Source organism: Actinoallomurus acanthiterrae (assembly GCF_054775715.1).
Genome location: NZ_BAAHCO010000001.1, coordinates 3,368,191 through 3,388,131, shown reverse-complemented (window position 1 = coordinate 3,388,131; position 19,941 = coordinate 3,368,191). Strand labels below are relative to the sequence as shown.

General features: G+C 71.6%; 19 protein-coding genes and 2 pseudogenes. 15 read left to right on the top strand and 6 right to left on the bottom strand.

Annotation, left to right across the window (positions count from 1 at the left end):
• The first annotated feature begins 29 nt into the window (after positions 1-29).
• The 10 genes and pseudogenes from ACYVF7_RS16475 (at position 30) to ACYVF7_RS16430 (ending at position 10,911) form a co-directional block, all read left to right on the top strand.
• Positions 30-1,289, top strand: coding sequence for a sensor histidine kinase (locus ACYVF7_RS16475; protein WP_460340699.1), 1,260 nt, complete (start codon positions 30-32; stop codon positions 1,287-1,289).
• Between the two features lie 32 nt (positions 1,290-1,321).
• Entirely contained in the window at positions 1,322-1,981 is a 660-nt protein-coding gene (locus tag ACYVF7_RS16470; protein WP_460340697.1) for a response regulator, read from the top strand.
• A 154-nt stretch (positions 1,982-2,135) separates the two neighbouring features.
• Positions 2,136-3,047 (top strand): alpha/beta hydrolase, encoded by a 912-nt coding sequence (locus ACYVF7_RS16465; protein WP_460340694.1) that lies wholly within the window; start codon positions 2,136-2,138, stop codon positions 3,045-3,047.
• Between the two features lie 223 nt (positions 3,048-3,270).
• Positions 3,271-4,491: an acyltransferase family protein gene (locus ACYVF7_RS16460; protein WP_460340691.1), complete on the top strand. Its 1,221-nt coding sequence runs from the start codon at positions 3,271-3,273 to the stop codon at positions 4,489-4,491.
• A 259-nt stretch (positions 4,492-4,750) separates the two neighbouring features.
• The gene (locus tag ACYVF7_RS16455) at positions 4,751-5,872 is read left to right on the top strand and encodes a PucR family transcriptional regulator (RefSeq protein WP_460357949.1); all 1,122 of its coding nucleotides are present in this window, start codon (positions 4,751-4,753) and stop codon (positions 5,870-5,872) included.
• Between the two features lie 103 nt (positions 5,873-5,975).
• Positions 5,976-6,910 (top strand): annotated as a pseudogene (locus ACYVF7_RS16450) (ACP S-malonyltransferase).
• Positions 6,907-7,872: a beta-ketoacyl-ACP synthase III gene (locus ACYVF7_RS16445; protein WP_460340688.1), complete on the top strand. Its 966-nt coding sequence runs from the start codon at positions 6,907-6,909 to the stop codon at positions 7,870-7,872. The pseudogene ACYVF7_RS16450 and the gene ACYVF7_RS16445 overlap by 4 nt, the downstream one beginning before the upstream one ends.
• A 64-nt stretch (positions 7,873-7,936) precedes the next feature.
• Positions 7,937-8,191, top strand: coding sequence for an acyl carrier protein (locus tag ACYVF7_RS16440; protein WP_460340685.1), 255 nt, complete (start codon positions 7,937-7,939; stop codon positions 8,189-8,191).
• Between the two features lie 30 nt (positions 8,192-8,221).
• Complete coding sequence (gene fabF, locus ACYVF7_RS16435; protein ID WP_460340681.1) at positions 8,222-9,475, top strand: beta-ketoacyl-ACP synthase II; 1,254 nt, start codon at positions 8,222-8,224, stop codon at positions 9,473-9,475.
• Positions 9,472-10,911, top strand: a complete 1,440-nt coding sequence (locus ACYVF7_RS16430; protein WP_460340678.1) for an acyl-CoA carboxylase subunit beta — start codon at positions 9,472-9,474, stop codon at positions 10,909-10,911. Before fabF ends, ACYVF7_RS16430 begins: the two co-directional genes overlap by 4 nt.
• A gap of 140 nt (positions 10,912-11,051) precedes the next feature.
• Here the strand turns inward: ACYVF7_RS16430 and ACYVF7_RS16425 are convergent, their stop codons facing one another.
• Positions 11,052-11,870, bottom strand: coding sequence for a class I SAM-dependent methyltransferase (locus tag ACYVF7_RS16425; protein ID WP_460340675.1), 819 nt, complete (start codon positions 11,868-11,870; stop codon positions 11,052-11,054).
• A gap of 77 nt (positions 11,871-11,947) precedes the next feature.
• Between ACYVF7_RS16425 and ACYVF7_RS16420 the strand changes: the two genes are divergently transcribed.
• Together ACYVF7_RS16420 and ACYVF7_RS16415 are read left to right on the top strand one after the other, a co-directional pair.
• Positions 11,948-12,625, top strand: a complete 678-nt coding sequence (locus ACYVF7_RS16420) for a VOC family protein (protein ID WP_460340672.1) — start codon at positions 11,948-11,950, stop codon at positions 12,623-12,625.
• A gap of 287 nt (positions 12,626-12,912) precedes the next feature.
• A complete protein-coding gene (locus ACYVF7_RS16415; RefSeq protein ID WP_460340669.1) occupies positions 12,913-13,284 on the top strand; it encodes a ClpX C4-type zinc finger protein in 372 nt (123 codons plus the stop codon).
• A 168-nt stretch (positions 13,285-13,452) separates the two neighbouring features.
• On the opposite strand, the gene ACYVF7_RS16410 is transcribed toward ACYVF7_RS16415, so the two are convergent.
• On the bottom strand, positions 13,453-14,058 hold the full coding sequence (locus ACYVF7_RS16410) for a TetR/AcrR family transcriptional regulator (protein ID WP_460340666.1): 606 nt from the start codon (positions 14,056-14,058) through the stop codon (positions 13,453-13,455).
• Positions 14,059-14,268: 210 nt separating this feature from the next.
• Entirely contained in the window at positions 14,269-14,763 is a 495-nt protein-coding gene (locus ACYVF7_RS16405; RefSeq protein ID WP_460340664.1) for a DUF3145 domain-containing protein, read from the bottom strand.
• A 224-nt stretch (positions 14,764-14,987) separates the two neighbouring features.
• Between ACYVF7_RS16405 and ACYVF7_RS16400 the strand changes: the two genes are divergently transcribed.
• Positions 14,988-15,347: an FxLYD domain-containing protein gene (locus tag ACYVF7_RS16400; RefSeq protein ID WP_460340661.1), complete on the top strand. Its 360-nt coding sequence runs from the start codon at positions 14,988-14,990 to the stop codon at positions 15,345-15,347.
• On the opposite strand, the gene lnt is transcribed toward ACYVF7_RS16400, so the two are convergent.
• On the bottom strand, positions 15,307-16,137 hold the full coding sequence (gene lnt / locus ACYVF7_RS16395) for an apolipoprotein N-acyltransferase (protein ID WP_460340658.1): 831 nt from the start codon (positions 16,135-16,137) through the stop codon (positions 15,307-15,309). The two genes, ACYVF7_RS16400 and lnt, sit on opposite strands and share 41 nt — an antisense overlap.
• A gap of 125 nt (positions 16,138-16,262) precedes the next feature.
• Positions 16,263-16,817 (bottom strand): annotated as a pseudogene (locus ACYVF7_RS16390) (hypothetical protein); the annotation flags it as partial.
• A gap of 183 nt (positions 16,818-17,000) precedes the next feature.
• On the opposite strand from ACYVF7_RS16390, the gene ACYVF7_RS16385 reads away from it, so the two are divergent.
• Complete coding sequence (locus ACYVF7_RS16385; protein ID WP_460340654.1) at positions 17,001-18,170, top strand: S8 family peptidase; 1,170 nt, start codon at positions 17,001-17,003, stop codon at positions 18,168-18,170.
• Here ACYVF7_RS16385 and ACYVF7_RS16380 read toward each other — a convergent pair whose 3' ends face one another.
• Positions 18,171-18,767 carry a hypothetical protein gene (locus ACYVF7_RS16380; RefSeq protein WP_460340652.1) on the bottom strand — a complete coding sequence of 199 codons (597 nt, stop codon included), beginning with the start codon at positions 18,765-18,767 and terminating at the stop codon, positions 18,171-18,173. It abuts the gene before it with no gap.
• A gap of 376 nt (positions 18,768-19,143) precedes the next feature.
• On the opposite strand from ACYVF7_RS16380, the gene ACYVF7_RS16375 reads away from it, so the two are divergent.
• Positions 19,144-19,902 (top strand): GH12 family glycosyl hydrolase domain-containing protein, encoded by a 759-nt coding sequence (locus tag ACYVF7_RS16375; RefSeq protein WP_460340649.1) that lies wholly within the window; start codon positions 19,144-19,146, stop codon positions 19,900-19,902.
• Positions 19,903-19,941: the final 39 nt, after the last annotated feature.

Genomic DNA, 19,941 nt, shown 5'->3' with positions numbered 1-19,941 from the left:
GGACATCGGTGAGGGCCTACGCTCAGGGCATGGCCGATGCACCACCCGTGACGCTCTCGCGTGTCCTGCGGCCGGTGTTCGCCGCGGTGGTGCAAGGCCGGACGGATCCGCCGGGACGACGTCGCCGCCGGCTGACGATCCGCGGGATCTACCTCCCCACCGTCGCCGAGGTGCTCCTCACCCTGATCCTCGTCCTCGCCGGCAACGCGAGCCTGCGGTCGTACGGCGCCGGCCTCCCCCTCACCGTGATCTCGCTCCTGGGCGTCCTTCCCCTGCTGCTGCGGAGCAGCCGCCCGCTGGTCGCCTGGCGATGGTCCGCGCTGACGATGATCCTCTCGTCGGTCGTCTTCCGCGCCCCGGCCATGAGCGTGCCGTACCTCCCCTGGCTGGGCATCGTCTACCTGCTGTGCCTGTACTCGGTGGCGGTGCGCTGCGAGCGTGCGGTGACCGTCGGCGTGATGGTCATCTCCACCGTCGGATGCATCTTCATCGATCCGGGCACCGGCGCGTTCTCGCTGCTGTGCGCCGTTCCGATCCTCCTCGGGTACATCGTCCGGCTGCGCCGGACCACCCGGCGGGAGCTGGCCGAGCAGGAGGCCCGGCACGAGGCGGAGACGGCCGTGCTGCAGGAGCGGCAGCGGATCGCGCGCGAACTGCACGACGTCGTCGCCCACCACATGTCGGTCATCGCGATCCAGGCGGAGGCCGCGCCGTACAAGGTCGCCGACCCGCCACCGGAGCTGGCCGAGAGCTTCGCCGACATCCGTGCCAGCGCGCTGGAAGGCCTGACCGAACTGCGCCGGATCCTCGGCGTCCTGCGGACCGAACCCGCGGCCCAGACCGCACCGCAGCCTGGCCTGGAACGCCTGGAGGAGGTCGTCACGTCGGCACGCGCCGGCGGCCTCACCGTCGAGACGTCCGTGACCGGGCAGGCGCCGATCCTGCCGGCCGGCGTCGGGCTCTCGGCGTACCGGATCCTGCAGGAGTCGCTGAGCAACGCGATGCGGCACGCGCCCGGAGCGTCGGTACGCGTGGACATCGCGTACGAGCCGGACGTGCTGCGGCTCCGGGTGCGCAACGGCCCGGGGACCGCCCCGGACCGCGTGGCGCGCGCCGGGGGCGGCCACGGCCTCGTCGGCATGCGCGAACGCGCCGCCATGCTCGGCGGGAACCTCACCGCCGAGCCGACCGCCGACGGCGGATTCGTCGTGACCGCCGTGCTCCCCCTGCACGCCGGCGACCGTACGCACCCGGCCGGGCACCCGGAGCCCATGACGCCGGCCGACTGAGCCCGGCCGTAGCCGCCCCCAAGGAAGGACCCATGAGCATCCGCGTGCTGATCGCCGACGACCAGGGAATGGTCCGGTCGGGCTTCTCCATCCTCCTGAACGCCCAGCCGGACATCGAAGTCGTCGGCGAGGCCGTCAACGGCGAGGAGGCCGTGCTCAAGGCCACCGGCCTGCGGCCCGACGTCGTGCTCATGGACGTGCGCATGCCCGTGCTCGACGGCCTCGCCGCCACCCGCCTCATCACCGAACAGCCGGATCCACCCGGCATCCTGGTGCTCACCACCTTCGACCTGGACGACTACGTGTACGAGGCGCTGCGCGCCGGGGCCAGCGGATTCCTGCTCAAGGACGCGTCCGCGCAGGAGCTCTCGGACGCGGTACGCGTGGTCGCGGCGGGCGAGGCGTTGCTGGCGCCGACCGTCACCCGCCGGCTGATCTCGGAGTTCGCGCGGATGGGCGCCCCGAAGGGACCCGACCGCAAACGCCTGGAGGGCCTCACAGACCGGGAGACCGAGGTGCTGGGCCTGGTCGCGCGCGGCCTGTCCAACTCCGAGATCGCCGAACGCCTCATCGTCGCCGAGCAGACGGTCAAGACGCACGTCGGCCGCATCCTCATGAAGCTGGACCTGCGGGACCGCACCCAGGCCGTGGTCTACGCCTACGAGACGGGCCTCGTACGCCCCGGCGAGTGACGCCTCCCGTCCGACGCCCCTGACGGTCCGGGGCGGCGGCGGGTCATCCGCCCCCTACCGGAGATGTACGGCGAAGTCCGGTCGCCGGGGGGACGCGGGTGACAACGCCCGGTTCGTAACTTCCTGATCAATCGCTGATCAGGAAGGACGGCCCGTGAACAAGCGCCGGGCGATACTCGCCACGCTCACCCTCGGCGGCGTCGTGCTCGTGACCGGGGCGGCCGGCGGACGCCCCGTCGTATCGCCGCCCGAACAGCCGCTGCCCGTGCTGACCGGCCGGGCGCTGGCCGCGCGGTACGCCGCGGACCGGATGGCGATCGAGGCCGCCGCCCGCCGCGACCCTCGGCTGGCGCCGCTGGCCTCGCCCGGCCGTACGTTCCTGGCGTTCGACCCGCGGGGCCGGGCCGTCGAGGTCGTCGGCGACCTGGCCACGGCCCGCCGCGTGGCGATCCTGGTTCCGGGGGCGGACACCACGCTGCGGAGCTTCGACTCCCGGGGCACCGCCTCGCCCGGCGGTGGGGCGCGGGCGGTACTGACCGAGGCCCACCGCCTCGACCCGCACGCCCGGCTCGCGGTGATCGCCTGGCTCGGGTACACGACCCCGGCCACCGTCAGCCTCGACATCGCCACCACCGCCCGCGCCGACCAGGGCGCCCGCGCCCTGCGCCCACTGGTGAACGCGCTGGCCGCCCGCGGCGTCGCGGTGAGCCTGCTGTGCCACAGCTACGGCTCGGTCGTGTGCGCGCGCGCCGCCCACCACCTGCCCGCCACGGACATCGCCGTGTTCGGCAGTCCCGGCATGGCGGTCTCGTCCGCAGCAGGCCTGCACACCGGGGCGCGGCTGTGGGCCGGGCGGGCGTCCGGCGACTGGACCGCGTACGTCCCGAAGGTGCGGGTCCTCGGGTTGGGCTTCGGCGCCGACCCGACCGGCCACGGCTTCGGCGCCCGGGTGTTCGCGGCCGGTGGCGGCAGCCACAGTGACTACCTCCGTCCGGGCGGGATCGCCCTGCGCAACCTCGCCCTCATCGCCCTGGGCCGTGACGCGGAGGTGTCCCGTGGCCGCTGACCCGATGCTCCACCCGTCCGCCCTCGCGCCCCGGCCGGAGACGGACCCCGTGGCACTCTGCCCGGAAGCGCGACCGGTCGCCCCCCTGCCCGGTGCGGACCCCGTCGGTCCCCGCCCGGAAACGCGACCGGCCGCTCGCCGGCCGGAAGCAGAACCCGCGCCCTCAGAAGCGCGGCCCCTCGCCCCGCACTCGGAAGCGAGGCCGGTCGCTCCCCTGCCGGGTGTGGAGCGCGTCCTGCCTCGGCTGGACGCAGGCTCCGTCGCTCCTCAGCCGGTGGCGGGGAGCGGACGCTCTCGGGGTGGAGGTCTGCGCGCGCTCGCCGGGCGGGTCGAGGCGGCCACTCCGGAGCAGCGTGACCGGGCCGTGGACGCCCTGCGGGCCTTCGCCATCCTCGGGGTCGTCCTCGGGCACTGGCTGGTCACCGCGCTCGTCCCCGCGAGAGCGGCGGACGGCGTCACGCACTGGAACGTGCGCAGCCCCCTGGCGTCCATGCCGTCGCTCGCCCCGGTGTCCTGGGTGCTGCAGACTCTCGCGCTCTTCTTCTTCGTCGGCGGGTACGCCGCAGCCAGGAGCCTCGGCCGGAGGAGCCCCGGCGAGTGGGTCCGCGGTCGGCTCGAGCGGCTGGTCCGGCCGGCCGCGGTCCTTGTGGCCGCGTGGATACCGGTCACGATCGCCCTCGTCGCGGCCGGTGTGGATCCAGAGCCGCTCGTTCGCCTGATGCTCAGCCCGCTGTGGTTCCTGTGCGTCTTCACCGGTATGACCGCGCTGACGCCGCTGCTCGCCCGGTGCGGGCCGTACGCCGCGGCCGTGGCGGCCGGGACGGTGGCCTGCACCGACCTCGTACGGTTCGGGCTGCACGGTCCCGCGTGGGTGGGCTGGATCAACGTGCCCGCCGGGTGGGCGGTGCCGTACCTGCTCGGCATCGCCTGGGCGAAGGGCGGGCTCGGCTCGCGGCGTACCGCCGTGGCCCTGCTGACCGGTGGGGCGGCGGCCACGGTCGCGCTCGTGACACTCGCCGGGTACCCCGCGAGCATGGTCGGTGTGCCGGGAGCGCCGGTGTCCAACCTGAGCCCGCCGACGTCGGCGGCGGTGGCGTTCGGCCTGGCGCAGGTCGGGGCGGCTCTGCTGCTCCGGGACCGGCTGGCGCGCTGGATGCGGCGCCCCCTGGCCTGGCTGCCCGTGGCGCTGGCGAACCTGTCGGCGATGACGGTCTTCTGCTGGCACCAGACCGCGTTCATGCTCACAACCGTGGCGGCCCTGCCGTTCGGCACCCTGCCCGGCCTGCACGATCGACCCGGCGACTGGACGTGGGTCGCGGCCCGCGTCGCGTGGTTGCCGGTGTTCGCTCTCGTGCTCATCGGATGCCGGGCGGTGTTCCGGAGGTTCGAGCGGCAGGGCAGCCGCCCTTCTGCCCCGCGCCGACGGAGGGCGCTCGCCGAGTGACGCCGGACCGCTGTGTCACGAGTGGCCGACGTGCACCCGTACAGTGATCGAGGCGCCCCCGAAGCGGGTTCGATCGGTACGCCCGGCGTCGTGGAGACGAGCGACCGTCCGGGCGGGCGCTCGCTTGGGCACCGCCGTTGGCAGCCGGTGACCTCGGCGGAGGCGGTGCCGCCGACGCGGCCGATTGGTGAGAGGCTTGTTCGTCGTGAAGAAAGACCTCGACATCCGCGAACAGACCACGGAGCGGCTCGAACAGGCCATGGGGACCCTGGGCACCGCCGCGACGGCCAGTATGGAGGAACGACTGCCGTGGTTCCGTGCGATGTCGGCGGAGTACCGGTCCTGGGTCGGTCTGGTGGCCCAGGCCGGCATCGCGGGGTTCGTCGAGTGGTTCAAGCACGAGGAGAAGATCCGGCCGGCGATCGCCGGTGAGGTGTTCGGCACGGCGCCGCGCGAGCTGATGCGGGCGGTGCGGCTGCAGCAGACGGTGGAGATCGTCCGGGTCGTCATCGACGTCGTCGAGGCGCAGGTGAACGACCTGGCGGCGCCCGGTGGCGAGACGCAGCTGCGGGAGGCCATCCTGCGCTACACCCGTGAGGTCGCCTTCGGCGCGGCCCAGGTGTACGCGCGGGCGGCCGAGACCCGTGGCGCGTGGGACGCCCGGCTGGAGGCGCTCATCGTCGACGCGCTGCTGCGGGGTGAGGTCGACGAGTCGCTGCACTCGTGGGCCGCCGCGCTCGGCTGGGCGTCGACGTCCGTGGCGGTGATGGCGGGCAACACCCCCGAGGACGAGCCCGAGGCCATCATCGACGACATCCGCATCGCGTCCCGCCGGGCGCGGGTCGACGTGCTCGCCGGCGTTCAGGGCAGCCGGCTGATCGTCATCGTCGGCGGTGTCGAGGAGGACCCGCTCGCGGCGGCCAAGCCGTTCACGTCCAAGTTCGGCCCGGGCGCGGTCGTGATCGGACCGCGCGTCGACGATCTGTACGCCGCGACCATGTCGGCGCGCGCGGCGCTGGCCGGTCTGCGGGCGGTGGCCGGCTGGCCGGACGCGCCACGGCCGGTGCTCGCCAGCGATCTGCTCGCCGAACGCGCCCTCGACGGCGACCCGGACGCGCAGGCGTACCTCGTGGAGGAGGTGTACGAACCGCTACGCGCCGCCGGGGCTCCGCTGCTGGACACCCTCACCACGTACCTGGAGCAGGGCTCGTCGCTGGAGGCCACGGCGCGCCTGCTGTTCGTGCACCCCAACACGGTGCGGTACCGCCTGCGCCGGGTGACCGAGCTCACCGGATACGTCCCCGCCGACGGCCGGGCCGCGTTCACTCTCCGCATCGCCCTCGTACTGGGCCGTTTCGCGGGTCGCTCCAACGGCCTGTGACAGGACGACGCGGCGCCTTGTAGGAGTCACACAAGGCTCGCCGCCGGAACTTCGTACCTAACCGCATGCATATGGCGGAGTCCTACAGTGCATGGTTGAGTGCGTGCTCGTCATCGCCGCGCCCGGGCAGGGCGCCCAAACCCCGGGATTCCTGAACGCCTGGCTCGAACTGCCGGGCGTCGCCGACCGCCTCGCGTGGTGGTCCGCCGTCACCGGACTCGACCTGATCCGGTACGGCACGACCGCCGACGCCGATGAGATCCGCGACACCGCCGTCGCGCAGCCTCTCCTGGTCGCCGCCGCGCTCGCGGCCTACGAGGTCCTGGGAGTGCGTCCGGACGTGACGGCCGGGCACAGCGTGGGCGAACTCGCCGCCGCGGCGATCGCCGGTGTGATCTCCCCCGAGTCCGCCATGGTGCTCGTACGGGAGCGCGGCCGGGCGATGGCCGAGGCCGCCGCCGTCACCGAGACCGGCATGACCGCGGTCCTGGGCGGCGACGAGGAGGAGGTCCTCGCGACGATCGAGAAGCACGGCCTCACGCCGGCCAACACCAACGGCGCCGGCCAGGTGGTCGCGGCCGGCACGATGGAGCAGCTGGCCGCGTTCGCGGACGCGCCGCCGGCCGCGCGCGGGTGCGGCCGCTGTCGGTGGCCGGAGCGTTCCACACCCGTCACATGGCCCCCGCGGTGGACACACTGCGGCGGATCACCCCGGGCATGCCGGTGGCCGACCCGGTCACCCGGCTGCTCTCCAACCGCGACGGTGCGGTCGTGGCAGGCGGCCGCGACTTCGTCGCCCGCCTCGTCGAGCAGGTCAGCGCACCGGTGCGCTGGGACTCCTGCATGACGACGATGGCGGACCTCGGCGTCACGGCGATCATCGAACTGCCCCCTGCGGGCACCCTGGTCGGCCTGGCCAGGCGCGCGCTCCCCGACGTGGAGCGGGTCGCGCTGAAGACACCGGCCGACCTCGACAAGGCGCGCGCCCTCATCCAGCAGGAGACGCGCGCCGGCGACGACACTTTGGAGAACGCGTGACGTCCTTCCAGCTCCGTACCGGCGCGCCCGGGGCGCGCATCCTCGCGTTCGGTCACTACCAGCCGTCCAACATCGTCACCAACGACGACATCGCCAAGACCGTCGAGACGAACGACGAGTGGATCCAGAGCCGCGTCGGCATCAAGCAGCGCCGCATCGCGGGTCCTGAGGAGTCCGTCGTCGACATGGCCGTCCAGGCGGGCGGCAAGGCCCTGGCGAGCAGCGGCCTGTCCCCCGAGGACATCGACCTGGTCATCGTCGCCACCTGCACCCAGGAGGCGCAGATCCCCAACGCGTCGGCGAGCGTGGCCCACCGGCTCGGCATCACCGCGCCCGGGGCGTACGACGTCAACGCGGCGTGCGCGGGCTTCTGCTACGCGCTGTCCAACGCCGCCGACGCGGTCCGCGCCGGTTCGGCGCGCAACGTCCTGGTGGTCGGCTCGGAGAAGCTGTCGCAGTGGGTCGACTGGACCGACCGCTCCACCTGCATCATCTTCGCCGACGGCGCCGGTGCCGCCGTGGTGACCGGCTCCGAGGACGCCGCGATCGGCCCCGTCGTCTGGGGCAGCGCCGGCGACATGGCCGACCGGATCTACATCAAGGACCGCAACGGCTTCCTGTACCAGGAAGGCCAGGCGGTGTTCCGGTGGACCACGACCGCGCTGGCCCCGATCGCGAAGGAGGCGTGCGACCGCGCCGGCGTCGCGCCGTCCGAGCTGGCCGCGTTCGTCCCGCACCAGGCCAACCTGCGCATCGTCGAGGCGATCGCCCGTAAACTCAAGGCCGAGAACGCGGTCGTCGCCGACGACATCGTGAACGCCGGCAACACCTCGGCCGCCTCGATCCCGCTGGCCCTGTCCCGCATGATCGAGCGCGGTGACGTGCCCTCCGGCGCGCCTGCCCTGCTGATCGGCTTCGGCGCCGGCATGACGTACGCCGCCCAGGTGGTCCGCATCCCGTAGGCGGCCCCGCCCCTGAACTCCCTCCGAAGCACAGTTCCACACCCTAGAAATGGAGAAATATCCCATGGCTCTTTCCGAGAAGGAGATCCTCGAAGGCCTCGGCGACATCATCGAGGAGATCGCGGGCGTCGAGCCGTCCGAGGTGACCCTCGACAAGTCGTTCGTCGACGACCTGGACATCGACTCCCTGTCGATGGTCGAGATCGCCGTCGCCGCGCAGGACAAGTTCGGCGTCGAGATCCCCGACGACGAGCTGAAGAACCTCAAGACGGTCAAGGACGTCGTCAACTACGTGCAGAGCAAGGGCGTCTCTGCCTGAAGTCGAGTAACAAGGGAGAGCGTGACCAATATGAGCACCTCCGTCGTCGTGACCGGACTCGGCGCTACTACGCCTCTCGGCGGCGACGTGGCATCGACCTGGTCCGCTCTGCTGGCGGGCCGGTCCGGCGTGAAGCGGCTCACCGCCGAGTGGGCGGAGACCCTCTCGGTGAGGATCGCGGCTCCGATCGCGGTGGAACCCTCTGAGGTCCTGCCGCGGCACCGGCTGCGCCGGCTGGACCGTTGCCAGCAGTTCGCCCTCATCGCCGCGCGAGAGGCCTGGCTCGACGCCGGCTTCGCGTTCGGCGACGAGGCGGGCTTCGCGGTCGACGGCGACCGGCTCGGCGCCGTCGTCTCGTCGGGGATCGGCGGGATCATCACGACCCTCGACAACTACGACACGCTGAACGAGAAGGGCTGGCAGCGGGTCTCCCCGTTCGCCGTCCCGATGCTGATGCCGAACGGCGGCGCCGGGGTCGTCAGCATCGAGTTCGGCGCGAAGGCGGGAGCGCACGCCCTCGCCAGCGCCTGCGCCTCCAGCGCGGAGGCCATCGGCTACGGCATCGACATGATCCGGGCCGGGCGGGCCGACGTCGTCATCGCCGGCGGCACCGAGGCGGCCATCCACCGGCTCAACCTCGCGGCCTTCGGCTCGATGCGCGCCATGTCGACGCGCAACGACGACCCCGAGCACGCCTCGCGCCCGTACGACAAGGCGCGGGACGGGTTCGTGCTCGGCGAGGGTTCCGGGATCGTCATCCTGGAGTCGGAGGAGCACGCGCGGGCGCGCGGCGCGCGCGTTTACGCCGTCGCCGCCGGTGTGGGCTACTCCGCCGACGCGGTGGACATCGTGTCCAACGACCCCGAGGGCATGGCGAAGGCCATGCGCCGCGCGCTGGCCGACGCGAAGCTGGAGCCGTCGGACATCGTGCACATCAACGCGCACGGCACCTCCACCCCGGTCGGCGACACCGGTGAGATCAGGGCGATCAAGCTGGCGCTCGGCGAGGCCGCTCGCCAGATCGCCATCACCAGCACCAAGTCGATGACCGGGCACCTGCTCGGCGGCACGGGCGCGGTGGAGTCGATCGCCGCGATCCTCGCCCTGCGCGAGGGCCTGGTCCCGCCGACCATCAACATCGAGGAGCTCGACGACGAGATCGACCTGGACATCGTCCGGGGCGAGCCTCGCAAGCTGCCCGGCGGTCCCGCCGCCGCCCTGAACAACTCGTTCGGCTTCGGCGGCCACAACGTGACCGTCGCCTTGAGGAGGCATGAGTCGTGACCGTTGTCGAGAGCAGGTCGGCCGCCCAGGCATCCGAGCCCCCTGAACAGATCGCGCCGGACCCGCGCAACCCGCGGGTCCGGCTGGAGGCCCTCTTCGACGAGGGGTCGCTGCGGCTCCTCAGCGAGGAGGACACCAGCGGCGCCTTGGTCGGCGTCGGCCGGATCGAGGGCATGCCGGTCGTGGCGTTCGCCAGCGACCCGCGCGTCCAGGGCGGCGCGATGGGCTCGGCCGGTTGCGAGGCCATCGTCCACGCCTACGACCACGCGGTACGCGAGCGGCTGCCGATCGTCGGCCTGTGGCACTCCGGCGGGGCGCGCCTCGCCGAGGGCGTCGAGTCGCTGCACGGGGTCGGGCGCATCTTCGCCGCCATGACCCGGGCGTCCGGCGTGGTGCCGCAGATCTCGGTCGTGCTCGGCGCCGCCGCCGGCGGCGCCGCGTACGGCCCGGCGCTGACCGACATCGTCATCCTGTCCGAGGGCGGCCGCATCTTCGTGACCGGCCCCGACGTCGTACGGTCGGTCACCGGAGAGGACGTCGACATGGCGGCGCTGGGCGGCCCCGAGCCGCACAGCAAGCGCAGCGGCGTCGTGCACGTGGTCGCCAAGGACGACACCGAGGCCCTCGTGAAGGCCAGGCGGGTCGCGACCCTCCTCGGCCACCAGGGGCGGCTGCGCGCGGAGGAGGTCGAGGAGAAGGACCTCAGCGGCATCCTGCCGGACAACCCGCGGCGCGCGTACGACGTGCACCCGATCGTCAATGGGCTGCTCGACGACCCCGCGGAGTCCATCGAGCTGCACCCGAAGTGGGCGCCGAACATCGTCACGACGCTCGGCCGCCTCGGCGGCCGTACCATCGGCGTCATCGCCAACAACCCGATGCGTCTCGGCGGCTGCCTGGACTCCACGTCGGCGGAGAAGGCCTCGCGGTTCGTCCGGATGTGCGACGCGTTCGGGGTGCCGCTCGTCGTCATCGTCGACGTCCCCGGTTACCTGCCGGGCGTCGGCCAGGAGCACGACGGCGTCGTACGGCGCGGCGCGAAACTGCTGCACGCGTTCGCCGAGGCGGTCGTGCCGCGCGTCACGCTCGTGACCCGCAAGTCGTACGGCGGCGCGTACATCGCGATGAACTCCCGGTCGCTCGGCGCGACGCGCGTCTTCGCGTGGCCGACCGCCCAGATCGCGGTGATGGGCGCCGTCGCGGCCGTGCGCATCCTGCACCGCCGCAAGCTGGCCGCCGTCCCCGAGGAGGAACGGCACACGCTGGAGGAGCAGCTCGCCGCCGAGCACGAGAAGATCGCCGGCGGCCTGCAGCGCGCCCAGGACCTCGGCGTCATCGACGAGGTCGTCGAGCCGGCCAAGACCCGGCGCGCGATCGCCCAAGCCATCGCCGAGGCGACCCCCGCCCGAGGCGCCCACGGCAACATCCCCCTGTAACACCCGAAGACCCGAACGCCCCGTCCAGGATGACCTGGGCGGGGCGTTCGTCACCGTGCGGGGGGCGGCCTCGGGACCGCCCCGCGAGGCGCACGCGAAGAGCGCCCCTTCGGGGACGTAATGGAGTCGCTGTTCCCGCGCTACGCGGCCTTCCGGCCGACGTACAAGGCCGTCAAGTGTGGACGGGTAGCGGTGCCCGCGAATCGCTCGTCCACCAGGCCGGTAAGCGTCTTCAGCACGTGCCTGCGTTGGGCTTCTGGCAACTGCCTGACGGTCATCATCGAGTTGAACAGCGCCCCTACCTGATCGGCGTTCATCGCCAGGTCCCAAGAGATCAACTCCGAGGCGACGTCGACCAGACCGGCGCCACGGCGCAGATCTTCACATCGAGCGTCGCGGTCAAGCTGGAATGCCGTCCCGTCCCGCTGGTCGCCAGGCTCGAAGCCCAGAACAGCTTTGGCCGCGGCCAGCAACGGATCTTCACGGTACGGATCGGAGAACACCGTCCACCAGATCGCCGCCCAGCCGTCCGGTCGCAACGCAGCGCTCACCTTCCGCAAGGCGGCGGACTGGTCAAGCCAGTGAAACGAGGTCGCGGCCACGACCGCGTCGAACCCGCCACCGACATCGGCCTCGTCGAAGGGCGCACGCACCACCTGCACCTCCGGCATGATCTGGCCGAGATACTCGGCGAACCCATGGTCCGGCTCGACCGCGACCACGGTCGCCCCCGCAGCGACAAGATGCCCGGTCACCAAGCCGGCCCCTGGCCCGATCTCCAGCACCCGGCTGCCCGGTCCAAGGCCGCACCTCGACCGCAGCACTTCGTAGACCCGCGGCGGATAATCCGGTCGCCCTTCCTGGTAACCAGCGGCATCGGCACCGTAGGTGTGGCGAGCCGCCTCGCGCAACGCGTCGAACTCACCGCCATGGCCTGCCGTGTTACGGCTCGCCTCCACCCTGCCGATCATAACGACGCGGCGGCCAAGGCACCTCACTTGACTCTCGGGTGGCCCGAGACTCCCAGAATGGTCGCGTGCTGAGCATAGGGAGTTTCTCGCTGGTCACCGGTCTGTCGATCACCGCGTTGCGGCACTACGACGACGTGGGGCTGCTCAGACCCGCCTACGTCGACCCCGACACCGGATACCGCCGCTATCGGCTTGATCAGGTCAGCGAGGCGCGTTTGTACGCGACATTGCGCCGCCTGCAGGTGCCCGTCGATGCGATGCGAGCGGTCCGCGAACGCGGTGTCGGGGTCGTGCTCGCCGAGCATCGCGAACGCCTGCAAGGCAGAGCCGACTCGCTGGCGCAGCTCATCGAGACCGTCGAGCACCATCTTGAGAAGGGGCTACCTGTGAAGACCCGTCGCATCGCCCAGGTCACGATCGTGGCCGACGATCTGCCCACCTCGATCGCGTTTTATCGCGACGCCTTCGACGCCTCTTACCACGAAGAGATCAGCTCGTTTCAGTTCGGCGCATACCCTGACGACGACTTCTTCCTCCTGACCGTGGCCGATCCCGAGCGGCATCCGTGGCCCGGTGGGCGGGTCAAATTCGGCCTGCTCGTCGACGAAATCGACGCCGCACATGCGCGGGCGCTCACCGCTGGCGCCGTTGAGATCGAATCGCCGGCCGACACGCCATGGAAGCCTCGGTCATCAACGGTGCAGGACCCAGGCGGCAACCACATCGACCTGTATCAGCGGTGACCGTAAGCCCAGCAGTGCGGCGCCGAACGGAGAGCTCGCCTGGCGCGCGGTCGGCCAGGGCCGGTCTTGAGGCACCTGGATGCCAGTAGGACCGGCTGGAACCGGCCCGCCGGCAGCATTCGGCACGCCCACCGGCGTGGCTCCCAGCCCCGAGCCGCATGCGGGGCCATCGCACGGCACGGATGTCCAGCGGGCCGAGCGATCTCTCTTGTCAGGCGCTTCCTGACGACGTAAGGTAGCGCCTGACGCCGTCAGGGAATACCTGACACAACTGGGAAGGTGATCGGATGTCGCCCGCAGCAAAAGAGTCCGTGATCGCAGCGTGCTCGTTCTGTCAGAAGCGGAACACCGAGGTAGGGACGCTCGTGGCCGGACCGGGGGTGTTCATCTGTGATGAGTGCGTGGCCCTCTGCTCGACGGTGATCGAGGGGAAGCCCGCGGAAGGCGGACCGCACCTTGCCCCATGGGACCAGGTGACGAGCCCCGAGGTGGTGCTGGCGAGTCTGCCGCGGATCGCAGCCGCGGGGGCGCAGGTCGAGCGAAACCTCGCTCAATGGGTGCTCAAGGCGCGTGCGCTGGGAGTGACCTGGGCGCGCATCGGGGAGACGCTGGGGATGACCCGCCAGTCCGCATGGGAGCGCTTCTCCGGCGAGGAGTAGAACCAGTCGCGGCCGTGTTCGGTCGCAGCCATCAAAGAGTGGCCGTGACCGAACACGGCCGCTCGGTAGCGGACGGCGAGTTTGGCTCCGGTGGTCGACGGCCACTCGGTAGGCGTTGCCCGGTGGTGGAGGTCACAGGCCAGGCTCTTGATGCCGGGCCCTTGGTGGTCAGGAAGGTTGTGCGGAGGTGGACCCCAGGGCCTGGATCACAGCGTCGATCGTGGCGGCCAGACGTGCGGGGTCATGGCCGGCGCGTTCCCGTACTCGCAGCCCGAGAACCGTGGTGAACAGTAGTTCCACGGCACCGTCGAGGTCGAGGTCGAGGGGCAGTTCGCCGCCCCGACGGCCCTCGTGCAGCAGCGATCGCAGTGCCTGCCGGGTGACCTCGAAGGCAGCCTCGGTCCGCCGGCGTACCTGGGCGTCGGTGGTGCCGAGCTCGGTCGCCGTGTTGACCACGAAACAGCCTCGGCCGGAGTCGCCGTCGGACGGGCAGGAGACCAGCCACAGCATCCAGTCCCGTAGTACCTGGCGGACCGGCCGCCCGGCGGCGTCCAGGCGCTGCTCGGCCTGAGCGGAGTCGGTGGCCCGGTAGTGGTCGAGAGCACGCAGGAACAGCGTGTGCTTGTCGGTGAACGTCCGGTACAGGCTGCTCGGAGTGAGTTTGAGTTCGGCACCCAGGTCGCGCACCGAGGTGGCGTTGTAGCCGCGGCGCCAGAACAGATCGGTCGCCTTGATGACCGCATCCTGCTCGTCGAACTGTCGAGGGCGTGCCATGCCCGTCACTCTGTGGCTCGGCGGCGCCTGCGCCCTGGCGGCCGCACTGGCGGTCTGGAGTGCACGCACCAACGAGAACCTGCGATGACCAAGATCCCCGCCCCACGCCCCCGAGGCTCGCCTTCAACGTGACCTGACCACTGAGCAGGCGACAGACTAGTAGTCCTCGCCGTGTTCCCGACCGGCGAGGACTCCGTCAGTGACGTGCGATCAGCCCGCGGCGTGGAGCCAGCGGACGGGTGCGCCGTCGCCGGCCCGGCGGAAGGGCTCGAGCTCGTCGTCCCAGGGCTTGCCGAGGAGGCGGTCGACCTCGTGCTCGAACGTCACCTTGCCGGCCAGGGCGTTGCCCATGGCGGTGCGGAGGCGGTCCTCGGGCACGTGGATGTCGCCGTTGGCGCCGATCACCGCGGTGAACACGCCCAAGGACGGCGTGAAGCTGTAGCGGACGCCGTCGCAGCCCGGGCTGGCGTCCTCGGTCGCTTCAAAGCGAAGCAGCCGCCACTCGCGCAGCGCGGAGACGATGCCGGCGGCCACGCCGGGCTGGCCCTCCCAGCACAGCTCGGCGCGCATGGTGCCCGGTGCCGCGGGTTGATCACTCCACGGCAACGACACAGGCACGCCAAGTACACCTGCGGCGGCCCACTCGATATGTGGGCACAGCGCAGGCGGCGCTGAGTGGACGTAGAAAACGCCACGTGCGGACACCGGACCTCCTGGGAACGTTGCGAGGTTCGTCTTCCCCTACGTCCTCGGCGCTCCAGGTAGATGACCGCTTGGTTATTGTGCCTCATCGCCCCCAGTCGCACCAGCCCGGATTCCGTCCGTGGATCCGCCTCCGGCGTTCCCTACTCGTTGGTAGGCTCTGCGGTCGGCTGCGATCAACAGCCGCCAATCCTTCGTTCGGTGATGACAGTCGAGGAGATGCCCGCATGCGCAGAGCCCTGATCCTGGCCGTGACCGCAGGGCTTCTCGCCGGATGCGGCGGCCAGCACGGCGGCTCCCCCGCCGGCCCGGCCGATAAGGACGTCCGGCTCACCTCGTGTGCGCTGAGCCGAAAACTGCACGCCGGGGTCGTCCACGGTGTGATAACGAACACGACCGGCCGTACGGCGGGGTACGTCGTCCAGGTCGACATCGTGGACGGCGGCGGCAACCGCGTCGACACGGCGATGCACGCCGAGACGGACGTGGCGCCGGGCGAGAAGGCGAAGTTCACGGCGAGCGGCGTGCAGACGTACGGCGGGCGGGTCACCTGCCGCATCGCGTCCGTACAGCGCACCACCCGCTGACGAGCACCGCTCCGACGGCCAGCCAGGGCACGTAGTCCCCGAACCGGTCATAGGGCGTACGGCCCCCGGCGGGCGCGACCTCGGCCAGCACCGACCCGCGCCGCGACGTGTCGAACCAGGCGAGCCGGCGCCCCTTCGCGTCGAAGGCGGCCGACACCCCGGTCAGCGCGGCCTGCACGACCGGGCGCCCGGTCTCGGCCGCGCGCACGGCGCCGAGCGACGCGTGCTGCGGCGGCGCCCAGCTGTCCTGGAAGGACGAGGTCGCCGACTCGTACACGATCAGCCGTGCGCCGCGCCGGACCACCGCACGGCTCTGGTCGGGGAACGCCGACTCGAAGCAGATCAGCGGCCCGAACGTCACGGCGTCCGGACCGTTCCCGGCCCGCATCAGCACGATGCCCGTACCGGGCACGCGGTCCTCGGCGGCCGCCGCGCTGATCCGGGCGACCCACCCCAGCTCCCGGCGCAGCGGGATGTACTCCCCGAACGGGACGAGCAGGTTCTTGACGTACCGGCCCCGGATGCCGTCCGGCCCGATCAGTATCGCCGTCTTGGAGATGCGCCCGGACGCGTCGCGCGCGTCCTCGTTCACGAGCAGCGGGCCGTGCGCGCGGGCGAGCGCGGTCAGGCGGGCGACCAGATCGGGCCGCCGGTCGAGGTCGAAGCCGACGCTGCTCTCACCCCAGACCACCAGGTCGGCGGCCGGGAGCGCGGCCGTGATCCGCTCGTTCTCGTCGAACCGGCGCTCCGGGCCGTCGACGACCCCGGGCTGTACGAGGGCGATCCGCATCGGCGGCCGGCGGCCGCAGACGACGGCGTGTAGACCACCGGGCCGGACAGGCCGATGAGCGCCGCGAGGACCGCGGCGGTCACGGAGCGGGTGACGAGCACCATGGCCACCGCGGTGTTCACCGCCACGAGGGCGAAGCTCACCAGCCACACGCCGCCCAGCGACGCGAGGCCCAGCACCGCCGGATGCCGCCACTGCGTGGCGCCGTACAACGCCCAGGGCCCACCGAGGGCGTGCCAGGAGCGCAGCCACTCGCCCACCACCCACACGCTCGGCACGACGACGAGCGCCGCCACGAGCCGTCCCGGCCGCAGCAGCGCCCAGGCCGCGTATCCCCACCCCGCCCAGAGGACCCCGGCGACCGCCACGAGCAGGGGCAGCGCCGGGCCGAGGTCCGGCAACAGCCAGTAGAGCGCGGCGGCGAGGTATCCCGCGCCGAACCACCAGCCGCGTACGGCGGCCTCCCGTCCGGTCACGGCGGCCCGTACGACCAGCAGGCCGGGCACGAGCGCCACCCATGCCAGCCAGTCCAGCCCCGCGCGGGGGAACGCCAGCACCGGCAGCGCCCCGGCGGCCAGCGCCGCGAGCCGGAGCCCGCGGCGCGCTCCGGGCGAGACCGGCGGCTCGACCTCGTCCGGCGAGGAGCCGCCCGGACCGGTGAACTCCGCCGCCGTTCTCATCACTCCAGAGTGACCTCGAGGTGACCTCACGGCAAGAACCGGCCGTACCCAAGGTGGACGCGAAGGCACGGACCCTCCATACCCGGGCAACTCGACATATCCGGGGGTTCCTGCGGGTGCGCGAAACGTCCCGGCATCCGGCGACGATGGGTAATCACACGGACACGCCGAGAAGGTTGCGCGATGACCGATCATGACGCCCGGCTCGAACGCCTCCTCGTCCGCCACCGTGACGCGGTCGTGGTCGAGCCGTTCCCCGGCCGTCCGGCGCTGCTGCGCCGTGACCAGATCCTCGTGGCCGACCATGACCTGCCGGCGGTCGAGGACGCGGTGCGCCGCTGGTACGACGCGCGCCACGACGGGCCGGGGTTCTCCCGCGTCATGCTCCGCGCCGCCGCGAAGGTCGACGTGTGCGAGTTGGCCGCGCAGCTGGCCGGTGGCGCGCCGCACCGGCGCCTGGCCGTCGCGCCGAACCACCTCGTCCACGGCCAGCCGATGTGGTGGAGCGGCCCCTCCGGAGTGCCCCGCCCCGCGCCGGCGTTCGCCCCGCCCGCGGTCGACGGCGCGGCCCGCCGGCCGGTGACGGTCGCCGTCCTGGACACCGGCCTGTCGCCGCACCCCTGGTACTCCGCCGCGCCCTGGTACGCCGAGCAGCGCGACGAGGTCGCCGAGGTGCTGGACGCCGACCTGGACTACACGCTCGACGCGCAGGCCGGGCACGGCACGTTCATCGCGGGGGTCGTGCTGCGCCGCGCGCCGTCCGCTCGCATCCGCGCCAGACGCGTGATCGGCGGCGACGGCGTGGGCGACGAACTCGGCGTCCTGCACGCTCTGGCCTGGCTGATCGCGTGGGGAGGAGCCGACGTGGTCAACCTGTCGTTCGGCTGCCACACCTTCGACGACCGCCCCTCTCCCCTCGTGGCGCGCGCCGTCGCCGCCCTCGCCCGCCGCTCGGTCGTCGTGGCGTGCGCGGGCAACCACGCGAGCGACCGGCCGTTCTGGCCGGCCGCCCTCAAGCACGTCATCGCGGTCGCCGCGCTCGACGGCGCGGAGCGCGCGGCGTTCTCCGACTACGGCTGGTGGGTGGACGCCTGCGCGCCCGGCGTCGACGTCCACAGCTGCTTCGTACGGTTCGACGGGCCCCGGCCGCGCGTCCGGGGCATCGACCCCGACGACTTCACGGGGTACGCGACCTGGAGCGGAACCTCCTTCGCGACCCCGGCCGTCGCGGGCGCGATCGCCGGCCTGGCCGCCGCCGAGGATCTGCCCGCCGCGGCCGCCGCCGACCGCGTCCTCGACCCGGTGGGCCGGCGCACGCACCCGGATCTCGGCGTCGAGGTCGACTTACCGTGATCAGTCGCCGCTGTTCTTCGTTTGGACGATCGTGAACGGCGGTCGAACACCCGTGGAGAAGTGCGCTGCGGCCTCGAGAGCGGTGATGGCGCGGGATTCGAGGGACAGGCCGACGTTGCCGGTGGCATGGAGGGCGCCGAGGGCGATCTCTTCGCCGCAGCCCACAGCCGTGTACCCGTCGACCAGCTCGCCCACCTGGTAGTCATGGCCGATTTCGAAGAGGCGGCCACGGACGCCGACGAGGAAGGATCCGCCTTCTTCCTGGTCGTTGTTCTTGCTGGCCCATCCGCCGTCTTTCAGCCCTTCGCGTACACCGTTGATGAAGTTGGTGCACATGAATGCGTGTAGGTCTTCTTCCCGCTCGGGCGGTACGGGGGTTTTGACGGTGTAGCGGAGGATCTGCCCCATACGGAATGAAGTGGTGTAGCCGATCGCATAGGGCCCGTTGATGAAAACCTTGGCGTCGAGGCGGAGCTGGGTGAGGTTTCCCGCTACTCCGGCGGAGTCTCCGGCGATGACGACGGTGTTGCCATCGGTGATGCCGACAATCGCGGTCATGTTGGGGCTTTCGGGAGCGGACCGGCCCCGACCCGCCACTTCTCCTGGCGACCCGGGATTTCAATGAACAGTCTGCACGACGACGATGAACCGCACTAGGGCGTTGTTTCATACCTCGAGGGATTAGATGTCCGAATTTACGGGCGACAGACATCCGTATCCGAGACCGATCCTCCCGGCCTGGCGCGCCCGTCGCCGTGAAACCACTTTCACGGACCCCGGGGGACATGCGGGCACGTTTCCCCTCGTCGGCGCGGGTGCGCTCGCCGGGTCCCCCCAGGGCCGGGCGGCGGAGTCGTGCGCCGCTCGCGCACCGGCGTTAGCATCCCCTGGTTCCGGGAGCGCTCCCATCCGACCGGATGCCCGACATCCGGACGGCACTCTCCGACCCGTTCGCGATCCACGGAGGTTCCCCATGAGACGTCGAGCCATCTCGGCCGCACTGGCGCTGGCCGGCTCCGTCCTCATGCCGGCGATGACCGGCACCCTGGCGCACGCCGACACTCAGGTCTGCGCGCAGTACGGCTCGGCCAGGATCCAGGGCGGCAAGTACGTCGTCCAGAACAACAACTGGGGCGACAGCACGCAGCAGTGCATCAACGTCACGAACACCGGTTTCTCGGTCACCACCGCCAGCCACAACAAGCCGCAGAACGGCGCACCCGGCGCCTACCCGTCGGTCTACGCCGGCTGCCACTACGGAAACTGCTCCGCCGGCAGCGGCCTGCCCCTGCGCGCCGACGACGGCCGGTTCAGCACGGTCCAGACCAGCGTGAGCATGTCCTACCCCGGTTCCGGGGTGTACGACGCGTCCTACGACGTGTGGTTCGACCCGACGGCCCGTACCAACGGCCAGAACACCGGCGCCGAGCTGATGGTGTGGCTCAACCACACCGGCTCGGTGCAGCCCGTCGGATCCAAGGTCGCCACCGTCTCCCTCGCCGGCGGCACCTGGGACGTCTGGTACGGCAACAGCGGCTGGAACGTGGTCTCGTACGTACGCACCTCGGCGACGTCCGCGATCTCCTTCCCCGTCCACACCTTCTATGACGACATGGTGAGGCGCGGCTACGCGCAGCGCTCCTGGTACCTGACCAGCGTTCAGGCGGGCTTCGAACCGTGGGTCGGCGGCGTGGGCCTGGCCGTGAACTCCTTCTCCTACAGCATCGGCTGATCGCCGCCTTCGTTCATCCACAACCTAGTGTAATCTCTC

Excerpts from the sequence above, each read along its gene's own strand:
- ACYVF7_RS16475 (WP_460340699.1), top strand. The coding sequence starts at position 30 with ATGGCCGATGCACCACCCGTGACGCTCTCGCGTGTCCTGCGGCCGGTG.
- ACYVF7_RS16410 (WP_460340666.1), bottom strand. The coding sequence starts at position 14,058 with ATGGCACGCCCTCGACAGTTCGACGAGCAGGATGCGGTCATCAAGGCG.
- lnt (WP_460340658.1), bottom strand. The coding sequence starts at position 16,137 with ATGCGGATCGCCCTCGTACAGCCCGGGGTCGTCGACGGCCCGGAGCGC.
- ACYVF7_RS16440 (WP_460340685.1), top strand. The coding sequence starts at position 7,937 with ATGGCTCTTTCCGAGAAGGAGATCCTCGAAGGCCTCGGCGACATCATC.
- ACYVF7_RS16375 (WP_460340649.1), top strand. The coding sequence starts at position 19,144 with ATGAGACGTCGAGCCATCTCGGCCGCACTGGCGCTGGCCGGCTCCGTC.
- ACYVF7_RS16415 (WP_460340669.1), top strand. The coding sequence starts at position 12,913 with ATGTCGCCCGCAGCAAAAGAGTCCGTGATCGCAGCGTGCTCGTTCTGT.
- ACYVF7_RS16455 (WP_460357949.1), top strand. The coding sequence starts at position 4,751 with ATGGGGACCCTGGGCACCGCCGCGACGGCCAGTATGGAGGAACGACTG.
- ACYVF7_RS16385 (WP_460340654.1), top strand. The coding sequence starts at position 17,001 with ATGACCGATCATGACGCCCGGCTCGAACGCCTCCTCGTCCGCCACCGT.
- ACYVF7_RS16470 (WP_460340697.1), top strand. The coding sequence starts at position 1,322 with ATGAGCATCCGCGTGCTGATCGCCGACGACCAGGGAATGGTCCGGTCG.
- fabF (WP_460340681.1), top strand. The coding sequence starts at position 8,222 with ATGAGCACCTCCGTCGTCGTGACCGGACTCGGCGCTACTACGCCTCTC.
- ACYVF7_RS16400 (WP_460340661.1), top strand. The coding sequence starts at position 14,988 with ATGCGCAGAGCCCTGATCCTGGCCGTGACCGCAGGGCTTCTCGCCGGA.